14 protein-coding genes are annotated in these 18,704 nt (G+C 63.8%); 8 read left to right on the forward strand and 6 right to left on the reverse strand.

Features of this window, described 5'->3' with window-relative positions:
• Nucleotides 1-33: 33 nt before the first annotated feature.
• The 6 genes from ACYHH6_RS01815 (at nucleotide 34) to ACYHH6_RS01840 (ending at nucleotide 8,081) form a co-directional block, all read left to right on the forward strand.
• On the forward strand, nucleotides 34-1,218 hold the full coding sequence (locus ACYHH6_RS01815; RefSeq protein WP_352589981.1) for an acetyl-CoA C-acetyltransferase: 1,185 nt from the start codon (nucleotides 34-36) through the stop codon (nucleotides 1,216-1,218).
• Between the two features lie 142 nt (nucleotides 1,219-1,360).
• Nucleotides 1,361-2,086 (forward strand): acetoacetyl-CoA reductase, encoded by a 726-nt coding sequence (gene phbB / locus ACYHH6_RS01820; protein ID WP_203280765.1) that lies wholly within the window; start codon nucleotides 1,361-1,363, stop codon nucleotides 2,084-2,086.
• A gap of 708 nt (nucleotides 2,087-2,794) precedes the next feature.
• Complete coding sequence (locus tag ACYHH6_RS01825; protein ID WP_352589984.1) at nucleotides 2,795-6,238, forward strand: helicase-related protein; 3,444 nt, start codon at nucleotides 2,795-2,797, stop codon at nucleotides 6,236-6,238.
• 15 nt (nucleotides 6,239-6,253) lie between these two features.
• Nucleotides 6,254-6,640, forward strand: a complete 387-nt coding sequence (locus tag ACYHH6_RS01830) for an RNA-binding S4 domain-containing protein (RefSeq protein ID WP_352589987.1) — start codon at nucleotides 6,254-6,256, stop codon at nucleotides 6,638-6,640.
• Between the two features lie 149 nt (nucleotides 6,641-6,789).
• On the forward strand, nucleotides 6,790-7,128 hold the full coding sequence (fdxA, locus tag ACYHH6_RS01835; RefSeq protein ID WP_027031582.1) for a ferredoxin FdxA: 339 nt from the start codon (nucleotides 6,790-6,792) through the stop codon (nucleotides 7,126-7,128).
• A 371-nt stretch (nucleotides 7,129-7,499) separates the two neighbouring features.
• On the forward strand, nucleotides 7,500-8,081 hold the full coding sequence (locus ACYHH6_RS01840; protein ID WP_112559634.1) for a CarD family transcriptional regulator: 582 nt from the start codon (nucleotides 7,500-7,502) through the stop codon (nucleotides 8,079-8,081).
• 126 nt (nucleotides 8,082-8,207) lie between these two features.
• On the opposite strand, the gene ACYHH6_RS01845 is transcribed toward ACYHH6_RS01840, so the two are convergent.
• From ACYHH6_RS01845 to ACYHH6_RS01855, 3 genes are all read right to left on the reverse strand, one after another.
• Nucleotides 8,208-8,975, reverse strand: coding sequence for an amino acid ABC transporter ATP-binding protein (locus ACYHH6_RS01845; protein WP_352589992.1), 768 nt, complete (start codon nucleotides 8,973-8,975; stop codon nucleotides 8,208-8,210).
• Nucleotides 8,972-9,652 carry an amino acid ABC transporter permease gene (locus ACYHH6_RS01850; RefSeq protein ID WP_192247526.1) on the reverse strand — a complete coding sequence of 227 codons (681 nt, stop codon included), beginning with the start codon at nucleotides 9,650-9,652 and terminating at the stop codon, nucleotides 8,972-8,974. The genes ACYHH6_RS01845 and ACYHH6_RS01850 overlap by 4 nt, the downstream gene beginning before the upstream one ends.
• 146 nt (nucleotides 9,653-9,798) lie before the next feature.
• Entirely contained in the window at nucleotides 9,799-10,572 is a 774-nt protein-coding gene (locus tag ACYHH6_RS01855; protein ID WP_352589994.1) for an amino acid ABC transporter substrate-binding protein, read from the reverse strand.
• Nucleotides 10,573-10,974: 402 nt separating this feature from the next.
• Between ACYHH6_RS01855 and ACYHH6_RS01860 the strand changes: the two genes are divergently transcribed.
• Together ACYHH6_RS01860 and ACYHH6_RS01865 are read left to right on the forward strand one after the other, a co-directional pair.
• Entirely contained in the window at nucleotides 10,975-11,838 is an 864-nt protein-coding gene (locus ACYHH6_RS01860; protein WP_352589996.1) for an RNA polymerase factor sigma-32, read from the forward strand.
• A gap of 166 nt (nucleotides 11,839-12,004) precedes the next feature.
• A complete protein-coding gene (locus tag ACYHH6_RS01865) occupies nucleotides 12,005-14,329 on the forward strand; it encodes a caspase family protein (RefSeq protein WP_352589999.1) in 2,325 nt (774 codons plus the stop codon).
• A gap of 62 nt (nucleotides 14,330-14,391) precedes the next feature.
• Here the strand turns inward: ACYHH6_RS01865 and ACYHH6_RS01870 are convergent, their stop codons facing one another.
• From ACYHH6_RS01870 to thiP, 3 genes are all read right to left on the reverse strand, one after another.
• Nucleotides 14,392-15,798, reverse strand: coding sequence for a M48 family metalloprotease (locus ACYHH6_RS01870; protein WP_352590108.1), 1,407 nt, complete (start codon nucleotides 15,796-15,798; stop codon nucleotides 14,392-14,394).
• A 335-nt stretch (nucleotides 15,799-16,133) separates the two neighbouring features.
• Complete coding sequence (gene thiQ / locus ACYHH6_RS01875; RefSeq protein ID WP_352590002.1) at nucleotides 16,134-16,898, reverse strand: thiamine ABC transporter ATP-binding protein; 765 nt, start codon at nucleotides 16,896-16,898, stop codon at nucleotides 16,134-16,136.
• Nucleotides 16,895-18,493, reverse strand: a complete 1,599-nt coding sequence (thiP, locus tag ACYHH6_RS01880; RefSeq protein WP_352590005.1) for a thiamine/thiamine pyrophosphate ABC transporter permease — start codon at nucleotides 18,491-18,493, stop codon at nucleotides 16,895-16,897. The genes thiQ and thiP overlap by 4 nt, the downstream gene beginning before the upstream one ends.
• Between the last annotated feature and the right edge of the window lie 211 nt (nucleotides 18,494-18,704).

The raw sequence follows: 18,704 nt of genomic DNA on the forward strand, positions 1-18,704 counted from the left end.
TAGAGAATACGACCTCGAAGTCTGGAGAGAAACATGTCCGCTTCCAATTCAATCGTCGTCGCCAGTGCGGCGCGCACCGCTGTCGGCTCCTTCAACGGCGCCTTCGCCGCCACCCCGGCGCATGAGCTTGGCGCCGTCGTCATCAAGGAGCTTTTGTCGCGCACTGGCGTCGAGCCGGGCGAAGTCGACGAGGTCATTCTTGGCCAGGTGCTGACGGCAGCCCAGGGCCAGAACCCAGCCCGCCAGGCGTCGATCAATGCCGGCCTGCCCAAGGAGACCACCGCCTGGGGCCTCAACCAGGTTTGCGGCTCCGGCCTGCGCGCCATCGCGCTCGGCATGCAGCAGATCGCCACCGGCGACGCCAAGGTAATCATCGCCGGCGGCCAGGAATCGATGTCGCTGTCGCCGCACGCCGAGCACCTGCGCGCCGGCGTCAAGATGGGCGACTACAAGATGATCGACACCATGATCAAGGACGGCCTGTGGGACGCCTTCAATGGCTACCACATGGGCAACACCGCCGAGAACGTCGCCCGCCAGTTCCAGATCACCCGTGACGATCAGGACCAGTTCGCGCTGGCCTCGCAGAACAAGGCCGAGGCCGCACAGAAGGCCGGCAAATTCAAGGACGAGATCGTCGCCGTCACCATCAAGGGCAGGAAAGGCGACACCATTGTCGACCAGGACGAATACATCCGCCACGGCGCCACCATCGACGCCATGACCAAGCTGAAGCCGGCCTTCGACAAGGACGGCACGGTGACCGCTGCCAACGCTTCCGGCATCAATGACGGCGCCGCCGGCGCGCTGCTAATGACCGAGGCCGAAGCATCGCGGCGCGGCATCACCCCGCTGGTGCGCATCGCGTCATGGGCGACCGCCGGCGTCGATCCGGCGATCATGGGCACCGGACCTATTCCCGCTTCGAAGCGAGCGCTGGAGAAGGCCGGCTGGTCGGTCAAGGACCTCGACCTTGTCGAGGCCAATGAAGCCTTCGCCGCACAGGCCTGTGCCGTCAACAAGGGCATGGGCTGGGATACGTCGATCGTCAACGTCAATGGTGGCGCCATCGCCATCGGCCATCCGATCGGCGCCTCCGGCGCGCGCGTCTTCAACACGCTGGTTTTCGAGATGCGCCGCCGCGGCGCCAAGAAGGGCCTCGCCACGCTCTGCATCGGCGGCGGCATGGGCGTCGCCTTGTGCGTGGAAGCGCTGTGAAAAGAGTGAATGGTGAATAGGCAATGGTGAATGGTCGAAGGCGGCACATCGCTCGCCATTCACCATTCACTATTGACCATTCACCAAATTGACCATTCACCAAATTGACCATTCACCAAAAACTTTAGGGAGGAGGAACTTCATGACCAAAGTAGCGCTCGTCACCGGTGGATCGCGAGGCATCGGCGCCGCCATTTCGATCGGCCTTAAGAATGCGGGTTACACGGTTGCTGCCAACTATGCCGGCAATGACGAGGCTGCGGGGAAGTTCAGCGGGGAAACAGGCATCAAGACCTACAAATGGTCGGTCGCCGACTACGATGCCTGCGCCGCCGGGATCAAACAGGTCGAGGCCGATCTCGGCCCGGTCTCGGTGCTGGTCAACAATGCCGGCATCACCCGCGACGCCATGTTCCACAAACTAACGCGCGAGCAGTGGAAAGAAGTCATCGACACCAACCTCTCCGGCGTCTTCAACATGACGCATCCGCTGTGGGGCGGCATGCGCGACCGCAAGTTCGGCCGCGTCATCACCATCTCCTCGATCAACGGCCAGAAGGGCCAGGCCGGCCAGGTCAACTATTCCGCCGCCAAGGCCGGCGACATCGGCTTCTCCAAGGCGCTTGCCCAGGAAGGCGCTCGCGCGGGCATCACCGTCAACGTCATCTGCCCCGGCTACATCGCCACCGAGATGGTCAAAGCGATCGACGAGAAGGTGCTCAACGAGCGCATCCTGCCGCAGATCCCGGTCGGCCGCCTCGGCGAACCGGAAGAGATCGCGCGCTGCGTCGTCTTCCTCGCCTCCGAGGACGCCGGCTTCATCACCGGCTCGACCATCACCGCCAATGGCGGCCAGTACTTCGCCTGAGCGACAGCATTTCGCCTGAGAGAAAAAACGGGCCGGCTCGCGCCCGTTTTTTCGTCGTCGACAGGCAACGCTCTCAGGCTTCCATGTCGGCACTGCCCCGTTCCGGCACGCAAAGATTAACGGCGCCGGCTCAGGCTGTGCGAAACTCGCTTCACAAGCTGTGAATTCTCGGTGGGCAAGCTGTGGATAACACAACATATTGGGGTGAACAAATCGGGAAAACCCGCCCATCGCTGATTCGTCTCCGATTCGTTCCGGCTTTGACCGAAACGTTAGGGGCGAAGGCCGAAAAGCTCTGCCAAATGATTAAAGCTGGGTTAAGAAAAGACAATAATTTCATAACCTTGGCCAATGACCGCTGAGCAGTGGCCATTCTTCGCTGGCGAAGGTTAATGGCAAGGCCCGCCCTGCATGAATCGGGCCAGTTCAATGGATTCAGCATGTGGTGAGACTCCCGGTCGCAAAATCCACATGTAGCCGTGAACAAAAGCTGAATCTGCTGGAGTCACTGATTCGTAGCCGATTCGTTCCAGACTCGTTCCAACTGTTAATCGGGAGCGAATCCGGACCTCGAACGAGACTCGCGAACTGACGGCCGGAACATTCCGCTTTCGCTTCGCGCCCGAAATCCCTATGTGTCGCGTGTCATACGCGCCATGCGAGGCGCGCTCCCGACAACACGATGCAGAAAGCCTCATTTCCGGGCCGATGAACATCCAGCCGAAACACACCCAGCCGCTGATCCTGTCGGGCCGCGACGTGACCGCCGTGCTGGGTCCGACCAACACCGGCAAGACCCATCTCGCCATCGAGCGCATGGTCGCGCATGAGAGTGGCATCATCGGCCTGCCGCTGCGGCTGCTGGCGCGAGAAGTCTACGCCCGCGTCTGTGAAAAGGTCGGCGCCCACAAGGTGGCGCTGATCACCGGCGAGGAAAAAATCCAGCCGCCCGGCGCGAAATATTCGGTCTGCACCGTCGAGGCCATGCCGCGCGAGACCGACGCCGCCTTCGTCGCCATCGACGAGGTGCAGCTTGCCGGCGACCTCGAACGCGGCCACATCTTCACCGATCGCATCCTGCACCTGCGCGGCCGCCAGGAAACGCTGCTGCTTGGTGCCGCCACCATGCATGGCATTCTGCAGCGCCTGCTGAAGGGCGTTTCGGTGGTGACGCGGCCGCGGCTGTCGCACCTCGCCTATGCAGGCTCGAAGAAATTGACCCGCCTGCCGCGTCGCACCGCCATCGTCGCCTTCTCCGCCGACGAGGTCTACGCCATCGGCGAACTGATCCGCCGCCAGCAGGGCGGCGCTGCCGTCGTGCTCGGCGCCCTCAGCCCACGCACCCGCAACGCCCAAGTGGCAATGTTCCAGGCGGGCGACGTCGATTATCTCGTTGCCACCGACGCCATCGGCATGGGTCTCAACCTCGATCTCGACCATGTCGCCTTTGCCCAGAACCGCAAATTCGACGGCTACCAGTACCGCAATCTGACGGCGGCTGAGCTCGGCCAGATTGCCGGCCGCGCCGGCCGGCATTTGCGTGACGGCACATTCGGCGTCACCGGCCAGGTCGATCCGCTGGACGAGGAACTGGTCAAGCGCATCGAGGGCCATGAGTTCGACCCGGTGAAGGTGCTGCAATGGCGCACCGCGCATTTCGATTTCGCCAGCCTCGACGCACTGAAGCGTTCGATCGAGACCAACGCCCCGGTCGAAGGGCTGACGCGGGCGCTGCCGGCGGTCGATGCGCAGGCGCTCGAACATCTCTCCCGCGACGAGGACATCCGCGCGCTCGCCACCAACGCCAAGCGGGTGGCGCTGCTGTGGGAAGCCTGCGCGCTGCCGGACTACCGCAAGATCGCGCCGGCCCAGCACTCCGACCTCATCGCCTCGATCTACACGGACCTCGCCAAACACGGCCATGTCGACGAGAACTACATGGCCGAGCAGGTGCGCCGGGCCGACACGACCGAAGGCGATATCGACACGCTGTCGCACCGGATCGCCCAGATCCGCACCTGGACATTCGTGTCCAATCGGCCTGGCTGGCTGGCCGATCAGGCACACTGGCAGGAAAAGACGCGCGAAATCGAAGACAGATTGTCGGATGCGCTGCATGAGCGGTTGACGAAACGGTTTGTAGACCGCAGGACTTCCGTCCTCATGCGGCGCCTTAGAGAAAATACAATGCCTGAAGCCGAAATCACTCCAACCGGAACCGTCCTTGTCGAAGGCCATCATGTCGGCGAGTTGCAAGGGTTCCGCTTCACCGCCGACCAGAGCGCCGGCGGCGAAGACGCCAAGGCCGTGCGCACGGCAGCGCAAAAGGCGCTGGCCGCCGAGTTCGAGGCGCGCGCCGAACGCTTCGGCGCCTGCGCCAATGGCGACCTGGCGCTCGGCTCCGACGGCACGCTGCGCTGGATCGGCGCGCCGATCGGCACGCTGGTTGCCGGTGAGGACGCGCTGAAGCCGCGCCTGGTGCTTTTGGCCGACGAGCAGCTGACCGGCCCCGCCCGCGACAAGGTTGCTGCGCGCGCCGAGCGTTTCGTCAATTTCCAGATCGAGTCGCTGCTGAAGCCGCTGGTCGACTTGAAGAATGCCGAGCAGATCACCGGCATCGGCCGTGGCATCGCCTTCCAGCTCGTCGAGCATTTCGGCCTCATCAACCGCCGCGACATCGCCGAAGAGATGAAATCGCTCGACCAGGAGGGACGCGCTGCCCTGCGCCGGCTCGGTGTGCGTTTTGGCGCCTACCACGTCTTCGTGCCGGCGCTGATCAAGCCCGCACCCGCCGGCCTGATTACGCTTTTGTGGGCGCTGAAGAATGACGGCAAGGACAAGCCCGGCTTCGGCGACGTGGTGCACGCGCTGGCCTCCGGCCGCACCTCGGTGGTCATCGACCCGGCTTTCGACAAGACCTTCTACAAGCTCGCCGGCTACCGCAATCTCGGCCGCCGCGCCGTGCGCATCGACATCCTGGAACGGCTGGCCGACCTGATCCGCCCCGCGACCAACTGGAAGCCCGGCCTCGGCCAGCGCCCGGATGGCGCCTATGACGGCCAGTCCTTCATGGTGACGCCGCCGATGATGTCGATCCTCGGCGCCACCGCCGACGACATGGAAGAGATCCTGAAGGGTCTCGGCTACCGCGCCGAGCCGAAGCCGCCTGCAGAGGTGAAGGCGCGGCTGGAAGCGCAGGATAATGCGGCGCGGGAAGCGGCTGCGGCAAAGCTGGCGGAAGCGGCTGCAAAGGCTGCGGCGGAAGCCGCCGCAGCGGATGCTGTCACCGAAGCACCGGCCGAGGGTGCGGAGCCGGATGCGGCTGTTGAAGCTACCGCCGCAGAAGTTACGTCAGAGGATACCGCAGAGTCCGTCGCCCAACCGGCAGCGGAGGCTGTTTCTGAAGAGCAAATCGAAGCTCCCGCGGAAATCGCGGAAGAAGTCCCGCCCGTTACAGAAGCTGTTGCCGACGTCACTGTCACCGAAGGCGCCGATGCCCTTACCTCCCCTTCGATGGGGGAGGTCGCGGCGCGAAGCGACGCGGGTGGGGGTGACGGCGCTGACGAAGCAGGTCGTGCTGACGCCGCCGACGCTGAAGATGCAACCGGCGACGCCGGCGCTACCCCCACCCCGGCGCTGCGCGCCGACCCTCCCCACGAGGGGGAGGGTGGAACTGGCGAAGCCGCGCCAGAGGCTGAAGAACCAAAACCAATCCTGTTGTGGCGGCAGGGCCGTTTCGAGCAGCGCCCGCGTCATCGCCACGAAAACCGCAGGGACAATCGCCCGCGCAACGGCCAGGCTGCCCGCACCGGTGCGCCTGCCGATGCCGCGGGACAGCCGGCACAGGGCGAGCGGCCGGCCTATCAGGGCCGGCGCGACCAGCGCGACGGTGCGGCCAAGCCGCGCTTCGACCGCTCGAAGTTCAAGCCCAAGCCGCAGGCCGAAGGCGAACAGCGCCGCGATGGCAAGCCGCAAGGCGAGCGTCGCGAAGGCCGGCCCGACTGGAAGGGCGGCAGGCCGGAAGGCAAAGGCGGTCCGCAGGGCGGCAAGCCGGCCTTCCAGGCCAAGCCGCGGGAGGAACGGCCGGTGCGCTTCGATCCGGACTCGCCCTTCGCCAAGCTCGCCGCCTTGCGCGACCAGCTGAAGAAGTAGGCCCGGCACGGTTCGATGGTTGCTGAGGGTCGCCAGCGCATCGACAAATGGCTGTTCTTCTCGCGCGCGGTCAAATCGCGCTCGCTGGCGGCCAAGCTGGTGGTCGCCGGACGCGTCCGCATCAACAGCGACAAAGCAGCGCAGGCGTCGGATCTGGTCAAGGCCGGCGATGTTTTGACCATCACGCACGAGCGCCGCATCTTCGTCTGGAAGGTGCTGGCTACAGGTGCGCGACGCGGCCCGGCCGAGGAAGCGCGCACGCTCTATGAGGATCTGTCCCCGCCGCCGGCGCCGAAAGGCGAGGCTGTTGCCGATGCCATTCCCGCGCTGCGCGAGGCCGGCAGCGGCCGTCCGACCAAGAAAGAGCGCAGGCAAACCGACCGCCTGTTCGGCGAAGACTGAAGCCTTGTCGGTGTTTGCCATGCCGCTGATCTGCAATCCCATTTCGGAAGCGCCGGTCGCGCCAGGCACAGCCGCCCTTGCAAGCGGCAGGCAAAGGGGTTACCTCACCAAAAAAGCCTGACAAGAACGGGACGTCCCGGAGCCGACCAATGACCTATGTCGTGACCGACAACTGCATTAAATGCAAGTACATGGACTGCATCGAGGTCTGTCCGGTCGACTGCTTCTACGAAGGCGAGAACATGCTCGTCATACATCCCGACGAGTGCATCGACTGCGGCGTCTGCGAACCGGAATGCCCGGCCGATGCGATCAAGCCCGACACCGAACCGGGTCTCGACAAATGGCTGCAGGTCAACACCGAATACGCCGAGAAGTGGCCCAACATCACCGCCAAGAAGGAGCCTCCGGCAGACGCCAAGACCTTCGATGGCGAGGCCGGCAAGTTCGAGAAATATTTCTCCGCTGAGCCAGGCGAAGGCGACTGATGCTACGGCCGACTTGGCCGTCATAACGCAGCGTAACGCGCATCATACATCAACGGCCTTGACAGGCGGTGATGTCGCTCGACCTTCGCGTTTGCAGCAAAACCTTGATTCTTCCTACTTTTTGTGCTACATCTGCTGAAACATGCCGGTGACACAACGTCGATTTATGGCGCAAGCGCCCCAAATCACTGAAAGGTGAACTCCCCAATCGGACCAGAGCGATCTGGGCCAGGCAGTCGCTATGTATGCGGTTTGCCGGTCCCGGCTTTTTCCGATGGGTTCATCTGTTGTGCGGCTAACGATCGGCGTCCCCGATCGCACGCGTTCGGACCGGCAGGCCGCCGGTGCCACAACAAGGAGTTCAGGGCGTAATGGCTACGATCACCCCGCAGAAGAAGTCCACCGCGGCACGTCACGGTTTCAAGACCGGCGAGTACATCGTCTATCCGGCGCATGGCGTCGGCCAGATCGTCTCGATCGACGAGCAGGAAGTTGCGGGCCACAAGCTGGAACTGTTCGTCATCGACTTCCAGAAGGACAAGATGCGGCTGAAAGTGCCGGTCGCCAAGGCGACCTCCATCGGCATGCGCAAGCTGTCGGAAGAGGATTATGTCGAGCGCGCGCTGAAGGTCGTGCAGGGTCGCGCCCGGGTCAAGCGCACCATGTGGTCGCGCCGCGCCCAGGAATATGATGCCAAGATCAATTCGGGCGATCTGATCTCGATCTCGGAAGTCGTGCGCGACCTCTACCGCGCCGACAACCAGCCGGAGCAGTCCTATTCCGAGCGTCAGCTCTATGAGGCGGCACTCGACCGCATGGCCCGTGAGATCGCCGCGGTCAACCGCATGTCGGAAACCGAAGCCGTGCGCCTGATCGAGGTCAACCTCAACAAGGGCCCTAAGCGCGGCGCCAAGGCCGACAATGAGGAATCCGAACAGGAAGAAGCTGCCTGATCGCTTTCACATTTGAATTCATGAAAAACCCGGCCTCGCGCCGGGTTTTTGTTTTTGGGCCTGAGGTGCGGCACGGCCCCCACCCGGACCTTCGGTCCGACCTCCCCACAAGGGGAGGTAGAGGGCTCAGCCCCCGGCTTCCTTCGCCGCTTCCTGCTTCAGTGTTGCGATAAAGCGCTTCGTCCGTTCGCGCTCCGGATTGCTGAACACCACGGCGGACGGCCCCTTCTCGACGACCACGCCAGCGTCGAGAAACACCACTTCTTGAGCGATCTTCGAGGCGAGGCGCAGGTCGTGCGTCGCCATCACCATTGTCGTGCCTTCGCTGGCGAGTTTTCCCAGCACGTCGACGACTTCCTGTGCCAGCTCAGGATCGAGCGCCGAGGTCGGCTCGTCGCAGAGCAGCACCTTGGGCGACGGCGCCAGCGCGCGGGCAATCGCCACGCGCTGCTGTTGGCCGCCCGACAGAGTCGCCGGCCAGGCATCGGCCTTGTGCGCCATGCCGACCTTCTCGAGCAGCGCCAGCGCCCGCTCACGCGCCTTTGCCGTTGGCCATTTCAGCACCGTCACCAGCCCCTCCATGACGTTCTCGATGGCGGTGCGGTGCGGGAACAGCTGGAAATTCTGGAACACCATGCCGGTCTGCAGCCGCAGGCGCTGGATGTCCCGACTGGGGATCTTGATGCCGGGACGGAATTCCAGCGCCTCGTCGCCGATGCGCACCGTGCCCGAGGTCGGGATCTCCAGGAGGTTGATACAGCGCAGCAGCGTGCTCTTTCCCCCGCCGGACGGACCAACCAGCGCCGTGACGCTGCCCTCGGCAATTGTGACCGTCACGCCCTTCAGCACGAGATTGTCGCCGAAGCGCTTTTCGATGTCGGTGAGGCCGATCATGAGCGCGCCTCCAGGAAGCCGCCGTAACGGTTGAGCCGTTCCTCCAGCCGCGTCTGCAGGGCAGACAGCACCGAGCTCATTGCCAGATAGAGGATCGCCGCCTCGACATACAGGATCAGCGGCTCATAGGTGGTGGCGACGATGCGCTGCGCTGCCTGGAACATTTCCGGCACGGTGATGGCCGCAGCCAGCGACGTATCCTTGACCAGCGAGATGAAGGTGTTGGACAGCGGCGGCACCGCGACCCGGCCGGCTTGTGGCAGAATGGTGCGCCGCATCGCCTGGCTCCAGGTCATCCCGATCGAATAGGCTGCCTCCCACTGGCCCTTCGGCACCGAGCCGATCACGGCGCGGATGATTTCGGAACTGTAGGCGCCGATGTTGAGGGTGAAACCGATCAGCGCCGCCGGAAAGGCGTCGAGCAATATGCCGACCGAGGGCAGGCCGTAGAAGATCAGGAACAGCTGCACCAGAAGCGGCGTGCCGCGAAAGATCCAGACATAGAAGCGCACCACCGCGACCAGCGGCTTCGGCCCGAACAGCCGCACCAAAGCGACAACCAGGCCGACGAACAGGCCGAGCGCAAACGACAGCAGAGTCAGCGGCACGGTGAAGATCAGCGCCGCCCACAACAGCGTCGGCAACGAGTCCAGCATCAGTTGCAGCCAGTGCGGCACGAGCGGCTCCTCTCCTTGCAAACGCCGTCTAGACCGGTCCGGCAGTGCAATTGTGCGGTTGTCATATCATGCGAAAAACGGCGAGCCATCAAAGACGGCCCGCCGCTGTATTGTGTCATTGCCGGCAAACCGCCGGGAGACCTTCGTTACTGCGAAACGTCCTGGCCGAAATAGGTGTCGGCGATCTTCTTGTAGGTGCCGTCGGCCTTGATGTCGGCCAGCGCCTTGTTGATCGCGGCCACCAGCTCCGGATCGCCCTTGCGCACGATGACGCCGGAATAGTCGGCGTTTTCTTCCTGCGCGGCGATCTTCACATTGGCGTCGGGCTTGTGCTTCTTGAAGTCGAGGAAGGACAGGCTGTCATTGATGGTGGCATCGGCGCGACCGGTGAGCAAAAGCTGGATCGACTGGTCGAAGCCGTCGGTGCCGACGAGTTCGGCGCCGTTGGTCTCGGCGAGCTTGCCGAAATTCGAGGTCAGCGACTGCGCCGCCTTCTTGCCCTTGAGATCGGCAAAGGTCTTGATGGCGGTGTCGTCGCCACGCACGATCAGCACCGCCTTGGAAGCGATGTACGGATCGGAGAAGTCGTACTTGGCCTTGCGTGCGTCGGTGATGCCGACCTCGTTGATGACAGCGTCGTAGCGGTTGGCGTCGAGACCGGCGATCAGCCCGTCCCATTTGCCTTCGAGGAACTCGACTTTCACGCCAAGCTTGTCGCCGATCGCCTTGGCGATCTCGACGTCGAAGCCGACCAGCGCGCCGGCATCATCATGGTAGGTGAAGGGTGCGTAGGTGCCTTCGGTGCCGACCTTGATGGTGCCGGCCTGCTTGATCTGATCGAGGTTGGCGCCGGCATGGCCGGCTGTGACAGCCAGAACCTGCAGCGTTCCGGCGACGATGAGCGAATTGAGCCATTTCATTTTTCTGTGATCCCGTCGATGGCCGGTGTCCGGCGCTTGTGAGAGCCGGAAACTGACAGATAGAGAGCCGCAAAATAAGGAACCAGATTTCAAAAAAATGGCGATCCAGAAATCAGAATTCTCAAAGTAACTCAGATTGGTGCCGATCGCCCCGTTTTGTGCTGTCGGCGCGCGCTGTCGGATAGCATAAAACAACCACCATCGGCGGCGGAACCAATCCCCGGTGTGGCACGTTCATGCCCTGTTGTAGGGCGCTGCGTTTCCATTTCAAGAACCCTAGCTGCGCCAGACCCAAAGCAATTCCCAGGAAAAGTGGGAAACCGGTTTTCCGTCCGGCATTGCGTCAAGATAGAGCCAGCGGCCGGCAGGCCGTCCGAAAATGTCCGGGAGCAGGAGCGCGGCATGATCGAAGACACGGCAGGACGGACCATGGTCCGCGCGGCGATGAAGGCCCCCTATCTCGAGCGCGACGAGGAACATGTTCTCGCCCTGCGCTGGAAGGAAGACCAGGACCAGCAGGCGCTGCACCAGATCACCGTCGCGCATATGCGGCTGGTCATCTCCATGGCTTCGAAATTCCGCCACTACGGACTGCCGCTCGGCGATCTGGTCCAGGAAGGCCATGTCGGGCTGCTGGAAGCGGCGGCGCGCTTCGAGCCGGAGCGCGAGGTGCGCTTCTCGACCTATGCGACCTGGTGGATCCGCGCCTCGATGCAGGACTACATCCTGCGCAACTGGTCGATCGTGCGCGGCGGCACCTCGTCGGCGCAAAAGGCGCTGTTCTTCAATCTGCGGCGCTTGCGCGCCCGGCTGGCCAATGGCGCCGAGCCGATCTCCAACGCCACGCTCTATCGCGAAGTCTCGGTAGCGCTCGGCGTCTCCGAGGCCGACGTGGCGATGATGGATTCCAGGCTCTCCGCGCCTGACTCCTCGCTCAACGCGCCGCTCGCCGACGACAGCGGCACCACCGAGCGCATGGACTTCCTGATTTCGGACGATCCGCTGCCGGACGAAGTCGCCAGCGATACCATCGATTTCGAACGCCGCCTGCTCTGGCTGAGAGCAGCGCTTGGCGCGCTCAATGCCCGCGAACTCAGGATCATCGAGGAACGCCGGCTGACCGACGAGGGCGCTACGCTGGAAGCGCTCGGCGAGACGCTCGGCATTTCCAAGGAGCGTGTCCGCCAGATCGAGGCCCGCGCCATGGAAAAGCTGAAGGTCGCGCTGGTCAAGCAGAACCCGGAATTTCAGACGCAGGCAGCCTGAAATTTCCGGTTGGCAGCAGTATTAAGATATTTTCCGATCAGGATATAAGACCAGCACATCAGATTTCCTCGCCTCTCATTCGCAGATTGTGAATTCTTTAACAGACCTGCTGAGCTGCAGGGTGTTTGTTGGGGTTCACCAGATCATAGCGGATGAGGATTTTGCCATGTCGCGACTCTGCGTGTTTCTTGCAGCTTTGATCCTTGTGACCCTGACGACTTTAGAGGCTAGTGCCGATCGAAAGGTTGCTTTTGTGATCGGCAATTCCGAATACCGGGAGCTTCCGGCGCTCAAGAACCCGGACAAGGACGCCGGAGACATCGCAAACACGTTCCGGACGGCCGGCTTCGACGTTTTCGTCGCCAAGGATTTGACCAGGCTTCAGTTCGAGGTGCGCTTCCGCACCTATCTCGCGGCGGCCGACGGCGCTGATCTCGCGGTGGTCTATTATTCGGGTCACGGCTTCCAGATCGGCGGCGAGAACTTTCTCATCCCGGTCGACGCCACGCTTAAGGATGCGGCCGACGTGGAAGTCCAGGCAATCAAGCTCGACGACATGTTGCAGCAGTTGCGCTCGAAATCGAAAATCCAGGTGATCATCCTCGACGCCTGCCGCAACAACCCTTTTCCGCGTAAGAACTATTGGCTTCGCGACCAGCTGATCGTCGCCAGCGGTAGCGGGTTGGCGCAGGTGAAGGGGTCTGAGAACGCGCTGATCGCCTTTGCCACCGAGCCGGGGGCCGTTGCCTATGACGGGCGCGGCAATCTCAGCCCATTTTCCTCCGCCTTCTCCCGTCGTGCGTTGGCGCCGAACCAGGAGATCAGGGCTGTCATGGCCGCCGTGCGCCGCGATGTGGTCAAGGCAACCGGTGGCAAGCAGGTTCCATGGGAAAATTCCTCGCTTCTCGACGATGTCTTTCTGATGCCTCGCGCCAACCGCCCGGCGCTGCCGCCGGTGCTGGAGAAAATCGTGCCGTCCGGCATCGGGCCAGTCGCGCTGGATCTGCCGGCGCCAGTAGACGTCGATGGTGGCGCGGTCAGCGTCAGCATCGAAAGCCTGCCGGCACTCGGACGGCTGACGCTTGATGGCAAGCCCTTGGCCATGGGCGAAAGGATCGAGGGTACCGACCTGCCGCGTCTGCGCATGGACGCCCCCGAATTGGCGGGTTGGCAGGAACAGGTGGATACGCTGGCCTACACCACGCACAACGAGTGGGGTGGCGAATCCCAAGGCGTTCTGTTGTTGCGGATCAGAAACGGCGCGGGCGCCGAGGGCAAGCAACTCATGGCCTCAATCGCCGCCGAGCAAAAGCAGGCGGTGGTTGAGCGCGGCATTCGTATCGCCGGCGCCGCCGAAGCGATCGAAAACCGCGACATCGAAATCCCCGTCGGCGTCGGCCCGATTCCGCTCAAGCTGGATTTCCCGGCCAAGGACCCGTCGATCAGCTTGAGGCTCGCAAGCTATCCGGCAACCGGGACGCTTTCCCTGCCGGACCGCATTCTGTCGCCTCAATCGAGTCTAATGGCCGACGATGTCGACAAATTGCGCTACGAGGCGCAGATCGGCTCCGCGACGCCGGTCGAGATCGGCTTTCAGATCCGTGCCGACAACGCATCGAAGCAGGCGACGCTGAAGCTGTCGCCAAGCGTCGATCCCTGCGATCGAGCGGCGGGCGAACCTCTCGACCTGCAAGGCGTTGTCCCGGGCCGGTTGGCGAACGAGATTGGCGACGACGCGGTCGAGCTCTGCCAGGCCTCGGTGAAGACCTATCCAGAGATTGCCCGCTTCCATTACCAACTCGGACGGGCGTTGCTGGCCTCGGGCAAGGTCAATGAGGCGAGGCAGGCAATCCAGCAGGCCGCCGACAAGGGATACGTCCGCGCGGCTTTCGCGCTCGGCTCCATCGTCTCGTCGGGAATAGGGACGGTCGCGGATCCTAAACAGGCCAACCGCTTCTATTCAGAAGCATCCGAAAAGGGTGACCCCTACGCCATGACCGCGTGGGGACGCACCCTGTTCAATGGGCGTGGCGTCCAGCGCGATGCCGCCAAGGGGTTGGACTTGCTGCTCAAATCGGCGGCGATGGGGCATATCGATGCCATAAACGATCTCGCATCGATCTTCATGGAAGGTCGCAATGGTGTTCCAGCTGATCCGGACCGCGCGCTCGCCTTCTTCAGAGCCGGAATGGAGCGGCAAGAGATGTATTCCCTGGGTGTTCTCAGCACCCCGAAGCGGGTCGCCTTGGCGATTCCGGCGTGCAAGGTCCGGCCCCCGAAAATCATCACGAAAATAAAGGTGGTTCCCATACCCGCGCCAAGACCGAAGGCCCCGAAACCCGTGCCGCAAACCGGCCGGGCGGCCTGGAGCGGCAACAACGGTGATGGTTCCGAGCGCCGTGCTTCAAATCCTGGTGGTGGTGAGAACACCAGTAGCGAAGGCACCGACAGCGGTACCGATACCGACACGAACACCGACAGCAACCTCTGAGAGTGGCAGTGACCGCAGTCCTGCTTCGCACGGGCAGGCGCCATCGAAACCGGACTGCGCTGCTACTTGTCCGTAACGATCTTGACCTTGTCGCCGGCCGAAACCGAGGCGCCCGGCGACATCGCGTTGAGCACCCTGAACAGATCGAGCTTGCGGTCGACGCCGACCATCTGCGCCGACAGCGAACCCATGGTCTGGCCAGCCTGAACGGTAACGACACGGATGTGCAGTGGCTTCAGCGCCGCCTTCTCGGCCGCACTCAGGATACGGAACGAGCCGCTGACGGAACGCGCCACCGGATCGAGCGTGGTGCTGGCTGAGGGGGCCGCCGTTAGCAACCGGTAGACCTGGCCGCCGGCGCGGATCACCGCAATGTCGAACTGCCAGCCGTCGGCGCCGGCATGCGCGGTCGCCGCCTCGTTGCCGTTGATCGTCTCCTGGCGCACGCTGGTCTCGTCGAGACCGGCCACCCAGCCGCTTCTGATATAGTCGGTCAGCGCCCGATCCTTGTCGATCGACACGCCGTCGAAGCGGACCGCCATGTCGCCGGGGCCGGTCGCCGTCACCGCCGCGGCCGTATTGTCGATGATGAAACCGTCCGGCACGGTGAACGATACGCCGAGCCCCGGATGCAGGAAGGTCTGGCCGCGCACATAGCCTTCTTCCGGCGTGTCGCCGTACAGCAGGCCGTCAATGCCAGCCAGGAAGGAATCGCGGTCGCGTGTGCCGACGCCCGGCGCGCCGAACTGGCGGGCGTGGCGCTGCGCCAGATCGATGCGCTGCGGCGTGTTGGGGTGCGTGGCCAGGAAGTCGAGGCTGGCATCGGTGGCGCCGCTGATCGAGCGGAAATCGGTATAGGCCGACATCGACTGCAGGAAGCGGCCGGCGGCATAGGGATCGTAGCCGGCTTCGCCGACCGACTTGATGCCGATGGCGTCGGCCTCCAGCTCCTGGTTGCGCGAGAACTGCGCCAGCCTCAGCTTGCCGCGGATCAGGGCCGCCTTGGCGGTCGGACTGTCGCCGAGCACATCCGAGACGACTTTGGTGGCTAGGCCTTCCTCGGCCTCGAGCTGCTGGCGCTGCAGGCCATGGTTGGCGGTGACGTGGCCCATCTCATGCGCGATGACGGCGGCGAGTTCGGCCGAATCATTGGCCAGCGCCAAGAGGCCGCGGGTGACGTAGAGATAGCCGCCCGGCAGCGCGAAGGCGTTGACGTTGGGCGAATTGAGGATGGTGATGCGATAGGTCTGGGTCGGATTGGCCGACACCACGGTCAGGCTGCCGACGACCTTGGCCACCATGCGCTCGAGCTTGGGGTCGGAATATTCCCCGCCATAGGTGGCGAGGATGCGCGGATGCTGCGCCTTTGCGAGTTCGGCGAGCTTGCTGTTGGCGGCGACATTGTCGACCGTGATCGGCTTGTCGGACGGCTGGAAGCCGGATTCCTGCACTTCCGGAGGCGTGAACATCTGGCAACTGGCCAGCGCCACGGCAAGGCCGGCCAGCGCGAGGAAGCGCGCCAGCGGCCTGCGTCTCAAAGTATCAGTGCCGGTCGACAGTACGGCGTCCCTTCAGCTCTCGGCGCATGACCTGGACCCAGGGGTCCGCGCCAGCGAAAATCGAATTTTTCGGTGGCAATCCTGCACAAATCAAAAAACCTACAGCGTTTTACGCATCCGGATGGATGCGGCGCTGTAGGGGGCAAATCACGGCTCGTGCCGGACCAATACAGGGCGGACCTAGCCACATCAGTTGGACCATGGCAAGCAAGCGCCACATCACCTGTCGCCGGTTTGGTCGTAAATTATGTCCGCTTCCGGGCAATATCGCGTGATCCGCCCGAACTTGCGCCGATATAGCGCCGAAACGCTTCGGGACCAGTGCCGTCGAAAAAATCGGCGGCAGATCCCGTTGAGGCAACCCTGCCATTGTCCAGAAAAACCATCTGCTCTCCGATGCGGCGCGCGTCTTCTGGCTGATGCGTGACGAACAACACCGTCATCGCCCGCTCGGCATGGACGCCGGCCACGAGGTCGAGCATGTCGTCGCGCAGTGCGGGCCCAAGCGAGGCGAACGGCTCGTCGAGCAACAGCACCGGCCGGTCGCGCACCAGCACGCGGGCGAGCGCCACACGCTGCCTTTCGCCGCCGGAGAGTTCTCGCGGCAGGCGCTTTTCCTTGCCGGCAAGGCCGACACGGCTCAGGGCCTCGGCGATTGCGGCGCGGTCGGTTTGCGTCAGGCTAAGCGACGGCGAGCGGCCGAGCCCGACATTCTTCTCGACAGAGAGATGGGCAAACAGATTGTTTTCCTGGAACACCATCGACACCGGTCGCGCCGATGGCGCGGAAGCGCCGACATCGGCGCCGCCGATCAGAACGCGGCCGGATTGTGGCGTCTCGAAGCCGGCCACCAGGTTGAGCAGGGTCGACTTTCCCGAACCGCTCGCCCCCATGATGGCGGTGATTTTCGAGGCAGCGAATTCGACATCGAACAGGAACGGCGCCTCGCCATAGCTGAACGAGACCTTGTCCAGCCGCACGACCGCGCCTTTTTCCACGGCGGAAGTCACGATCTTTCTCCTCGTCCCAACCAATCCGCGGCGACCACCAGAGCCAGGCAGACCGCCCCGAGCAGCAAAGCCAGCCCGGCGGCGTCGGCTGTGCGGTAGCTGCCCATGCGCGCCAAGAGGAGATAGGGCAATGTCTGCACTGAATCGCTGCCGAACAGTGCGATGACACCAAGATCGCCGAGCGACAGCGCCATGGCGAAGGCAAAGCCGGTGGCCAGCGGCCGCCGCAGCGACGGCCAGTCGACCAGCCGCAGCCGGCTCCAGCCCGAAATGCCGAGCTGTGCGCACAGCTTTTCATGGCGTTCGCTTGCCGCATCATAGGCCGGACGCATCGCGCGGATGGCGAAGGGCATCGCCATCACCGCGTTGACGGCGACGACCATGACCGGCGCGATGGCAAAGACATCGGCGACCGTGCGCAGCAGGAGAAACCAGCCGGCGCCGATGACGATGGGCGGCACGACGAGGACAAAACCGGCGCCGGTGTCGGTGGCATGTTCGAGCAGCGAGCGGGCGCCGCCACGGCGGTGTAGGGACAGCGCCCGGCGTGCCATGATCAGCGACAGCGATAGCGACACCGAAAGCAGCGCCGCCAGGAGGCTGAGACAGGCGCTGGTCAGCGTCGCCTGGCGCACCGCGCTCTCGCCGGCCAGCCGGCCGAGATCGGCGCCAAGGCCGGATGCGACGGTTGCCGCCATCGGCCCGGCGACGAACAGCAAAGCGAGCGCGATCAATACGACATTAAGCGCCGTTTCGACCGGGCCGGCCGAGAGATAGCGGCGCCGCGCCACAGGCAGGTTCGCATCCCCGGTCACATTGGCGCCAAGCCGCGTCAGCGCCAGCACGACGGCAAAGGTCAGGGCAATTTGCAGCACTGTCAGTGTAACTGCCCGCGCGGGATCGAAATCGAAGCGCAGCGCTTGGTAGATGGCGACCTCCAGCGTCGTCGCCGCCGGCCCGCCGCCGAGGATGAGCACGATGGTGAAGGAGGTGATGCAAAGCATGAAGACAAGGCCGGCGACGCCCGGCAGAGCCGATCGCAGCACCGGCCATTCGATCAACCGGAAGGCTGGTCTCGCCCCCATGCCGAGCTGGCTTGCCAGCCGCCATTGATCGGCAGGCACCGTGCCCAGTGCCTCAAGGAACAGCCGTGTTGCCAGCGGCAGATTGAAGAAGACATGAGCGACGAGGATGCCCGACAGGCCATAGATATCGGGCCAGCTTTGACCACCGATCGCGGCGAAGTAGCCGGCCCGGCCATAGAGCGCCAGTATGCCGAGCGCCGCGACAATGGCCGGCAGTGCCAGCGGCACGGTGAACAGTTGCAGGATGAAACCGCGGCCAAAGAAGCGCGGATGCCGCGACAGAGCACGCGCCACGAACAGCGCCGGCACGACGGAAAGCAGCGTCGAAAGGACTGCTTGCCAGAGCGTGAAGCGGACAACGCGCAGGAGATAGAGATCGAAGGCGGACGCAGCACCGCGGAGGTCGTGCGCGCCTTCGCGGATAAGCCCGGCAAAGGCGCCGCCGATCAGCAGCGCGATTGCCGCGAGCGCGACAATGCCGGCGGTGACGCGGGGGTCAGAGCGTTGCACGCCGGACCGCCCAAAAGATCTTTGGCGGGCGTCGCGTTCCTTCGCGCCCCCCTCTGTCCTGCCGGACATCTCCCCCACGAGGGGGGAGATCAGCAGTTTCCGCGCTCCGCTCAAAACGTTGGAGGTTGGCGAAAGCCGAGGCGACACCCAATCTCCCCCCTCGTGGGGGAGATGTCCGGCAGGACAGAGGGGGGCGCCGTAGAGCGGTCAT

Source organism: Mesorhizobium sp. P171375 (assembly GCF_057786075.1).

Excerpts from the sequence above, each read along its gene's own strand:
- ACYHH6_RS01865 (WP_352589999.1), top strand. The coding sequence starts at position 12,005 with ATGTCGCGACTCTGCGTGTTTCTTGCAGCTTTGATCCTTGTGACCCTG.
- ACYHH6_RS01840 (WP_112559634.1), top strand. The coding sequence starts at position 7,500 with ATGGCTACGATCACCCCGCAGAAGAAGTCCACCGCGGCACGTCACGGT.
- ACYHH6_RS01825 (WP_352589984.1), top strand. The coding sequence starts at position 2,795 with ATGAACATCCAGCCGAAACACACCCAGCCGCTGATCCTGTCGGGCCGC.
- ACYHH6_RS01815 (WP_352589981.1), top strand. The coding sequence starts at position 34 with ATGTCCGCTTCCAATTCAATCGTCGTCGCCAGTGCGGCGCGCACCGCT.
- ACYHH6_RS01860 (WP_352589996.1), top strand. The coding sequence starts at position 10,975 with ATGATCGAAGACACGGCAGGACGGACCATGGTCCGCGCGGCGATGAAG.
- ACYHH6_RS01830 (WP_352589987.1), top strand. The coding sequence starts at position 6,254 with ATGGTTGCTGAGGGTCGCCAGCGCATCGACAAATGGCTGTTCTTCTCG.
- ACYHH6_RS01870 (WP_352590108.1), bottom strand. The coding sequence starts at position 15,798 with ATGTTCACGCCTCCGGAAGTGCAGGAATCCGGCTTCCAGCCGTCCGAC.
- ACYHH6_RS01855 (WP_352589994.1), bottom strand. The coding sequence starts at position 10,572 with ATGAAATGGCTCAATTCGCTCATCGTCGCCGGAACGCTGCAGGTTCTG.
- phbB (WP_203280765.1), top strand. The coding sequence starts at position 1,361 with ATGACCAAAGTAGCGCTCGTCACCGGTGGATCGCGAGGCATCGGCGCC.
- ACYHH6_RS01845 (WP_352589992.1), bottom strand. The coding sequence starts at position 8,975 with ATGATCGGCCTCACCGACATCGAAAAGCGCTTCGGCGACAATCTCGTG.
- fdxA (WP_027031582.1), top strand. The coding sequence starts at position 6,790 with ATGACCTATGTCGTGACCGACAACTGCATTAAATGCAAGTACATGGAC.